This window comes from Streptomyces sp. NPDC025784, from assembly GCF_055558435.1.
Map to the genome: position 1 here is coordinate 1 of NZ_JBVHMN010000007.1, position 2,584 is coordinate 2,584.

3 protein-coding genes and 1 rRNA gene are annotated in these 2,584 nt (G+C 70.7%); 3 read left to right on the forward strand and 1 reads right to left on the reverse strand.

The annotated features are described in order from the left end of the window. A 5S ribosomal RNA gene (gene rrf, locus ACZ4IF_RS17260) occupies positions 1-86 on the forward strand; the annotation flags it as partial. A gap of 322 nt (positions 87-408) precedes the next feature. Here the strand turns inward: rrf and ACZ4IF_RS17265 are convergent. Next, complete coding sequence (locus ACZ4IF_RS17265) at positions 409-1,170, reverse strand: CDP-alcohol phosphatidyltransferase family protein (protein WP_467563733.1); 762 nt, start codon at positions 1,168-1,170, stop codon at positions 409-411. A gap of 160 nt (positions 1,171-1,330) precedes the next feature. Between ACZ4IF_RS17265 and ACZ4IF_RS17270 the strand changes: the two genes are divergently transcribed. Together ACZ4IF_RS17270 and ACZ4IF_RS17275 are read left to right on the forward strand one after the other, a co-directional pair. After that, positions 1,331-1,882: a GNAT family N-acetyltransferase gene (locus tag ACZ4IF_RS17270; RefSeq protein ID WP_467563735.1), complete on the forward strand. Its 552-nt coding sequence runs from the start codon at positions 1,331-1,333 to the stop codon at positions 1,880-1,882. Positions 1,883-2,015: 133 nt separating this feature from the next. Then, positions 2,016-2,399 carry an SH3 domain-containing protein gene (locus ACZ4IF_RS17275; RefSeq protein WP_095935247.1) on the forward strand — a complete coding sequence of 128 codons (384 nt, stop codon included), beginning with the start codon at positions 2,016-2,018 and terminating at the stop codon, positions 2,397-2,399. Positions 2,400-2,584: the final 185 nt, after the last annotated feature.

Below are 2,584 nucleotides of genomic sequence, written 5' to 3' on the forward strand. Positions count from 1 at the left end.
GTTACATTCCGAACCCGGAAGCTAAGCCTTACAGCGCCGATGGTACTGCAGGGGGGACCCTGTGGGAGAGTAGGACGCCGCCGAACTAATTTTGAGAAGAAGCCTCAATTCCTGGGCACAGCCCAGGGATTGGGGCTTTTTCGCGTTTCCTGGATAGTCATGAGCGCGTCAGGCTCGGCCGGCGCAGGAGCACTCTCTGCCTGGTCGGGCTCGGCCTCCGGCAGTTCGTACCGGCTGTCGGAGCCCCGGTGACGGCAGCCGGACGACCGGGCGACGGCCAAGGGCCGGGCTGCTACGCATCGGCCGGGAGGGCAGAGGAGCAGCGGGACACGCAGAACCGAGAGCGGCAAAAGCGGGGGCGGCCTCGTCATGAGGCCGCCCCCGCTCCCTGTTTCCCGGCGTTGCGCGCTACTTCAGGCGGGACGACGCGACGATCGAGACGATGTGGGCGGGGACCAGCAGCCACACGATCGCCGTGACCGCGATGGTTGCGATCTTCGTGGCTGTCAGGTCGCCGAGCGCCAGGTCGACGACCGCGGTCACGAGCAGCAGCAGCGTGCACTCGATGCCGTTGACCAGCCGGTGGAGACCGACGGCCGAGGCCAGCCGGCGGACCCTGGCGAGACCGGTGGACCGCGGCACGACGGACTGGTCGGTGGCCTTCTCCATGCCGCTGTCGGAGCGGGCCACGTGGACGAGGTCGGAGGAGGACTTCAGGAGCAGTACGCCGATGGCCGCCGCGAGACCCGCCACCAGGTAGGGGTCGAGGCCCATCTCCGAGGCGCGGATGCCCATGCCGACCATCACGGCGGCATCGGCGAGATACGCGCCGAGACGGTCCAGGTAGACACCGAGCGGGCTGAACTGGCTGCGCCAGCGGGCCACTTCGCCGTCCACGCAGTCCAGCAGCAGGTACAACTGCATGAAGACGACGGACAGGACGGCGCCGCCGAGGCCCGGCAGGGCCAGGGCCACTCCGGACAGGACGCCCGCCCCCACCATGATCACGGTGATCTGGTTCGGCGAGATGCGGGTGTCGAGCAGGTGGCGGGTCACACGGAGGGAGAGGGACCTCATGTAGAGGCGGCCGGCCCAGTGCTCCGCCCGGCTCTCCAGCTTGCCCGGAGGGTGGATCACATGGCGAAGTTCGTCGAGTTGGACCTTGGGCATGCGGCTTTCTCCCTGGCGCGCTGGCAGTTGGTTGTGCGGTGTCTGTCCACCGAAGTGCTGCGTCGTACAGGGAAGAGCATGACGGGGGGCCGTACGGCGGGATGCGGCAGGGTGGATATCCGGTGGGAAGAGGCCGTAGGCGGGGTCTACCGTGGCTCCCATGAGTCACGTGATCCGTTCTATACGTTCCGACGAGTGGGCCCTGGTGAAGGAGCTTCGACTCGCTGCCCTGCAGGACCCGGTGGCGCACCTCGCGTTCCTGGAGACGTACGAGGACGCGGCGGCGAAGTCCGACGCCTTCTGGCAGGAGCGGGCCGCCGGAGCCGCGGAGGGGACGACCGCGCGGCAGCAGATCGTCGCCGAGGCCGAGGACGGCGTGTGGTCCGGCTCCGTGACGGTGCTGGTCGAGGAGGCGGGGACGCAGGACCCGTTCGGGACGGCCGTCGAGCAGAGCCAGGGGCATCTGGTGGGGGTGTTCGTGCGGCCGGAGCACCGGGGGAGCACGGCCGGAGTGACGGGAGCGCTCTTCGACGCCGCCCTTGAGTGGTCCTGGGGGATCGGGCTCGACCGCGTACGGCTCTTCGTGCACGAGAAGAACGCCCGCGCAGAGGCGTTCTACCGCAAGGCGGGGTTCGTGCCGACCGGAGGGACCGCGCCGGTGCCGGGCGCCCCGGGGGAGCTGGAGCTGGAGTACGTCATCGCACGGCCGTAGGGGTTCGCGTGGGCGATGTGGTCCGGCGTCATTGCGTCAATCGCCCACATTCCGGGGCTGGTCGGAGCGGATCTTCATAGCGTTGCTGATCGACATCAGTGATCGGGCAACACAAGTGGGAGGGACCGACCCCATGGCAGAACTCTTCGGCGCGCTCGGACGTGGGTCGCGCAAGGCATGTGTGTTCGCCGCGAGTGCCGTGATGGCGGGTACGGCGCTCGTGGTGAGCGCGCCGACGGCGTCCGCGGCCTCCTGCGGGCAGGTCGGTGTCGACCGGCAGCCGGGCCAGGGCACGGTGACGGCGTCCGCGCTGGCGCGTCGGAGCGGACCGTTCACCTCGTGCGCCGCGCTCGGCCAGGTGTCCAAGGGCACGAAGATCAACTATTACTGCTTCGAGATCGGCACCGCGGTCAACGGCAACAAGCTGTGGACGTACGGAGAGGTCGCCGGCACCGGGCAGAAGGGCTGGTTCGCCAGCGCCTACCTCGACGACGACGGGGCCTCGCTGGGCTGCTGAGGCCGTTCCGGCCGTCGTGGTGCGGGGCCGAGGTCGAGCCCGTCGGGCGAGGCCGCAGGGCGTGCCCCCGGCCCCGGGCCCCCCCCGGGGGCGGCCGGGCCCGGGGGGGGGGGGGCGCCGGGGGGGGGGGTGGGAACGGGGGGGGGGCGGGCCCCGCGGGGCCGGCCCCGGGCGGCCGCCCGCGC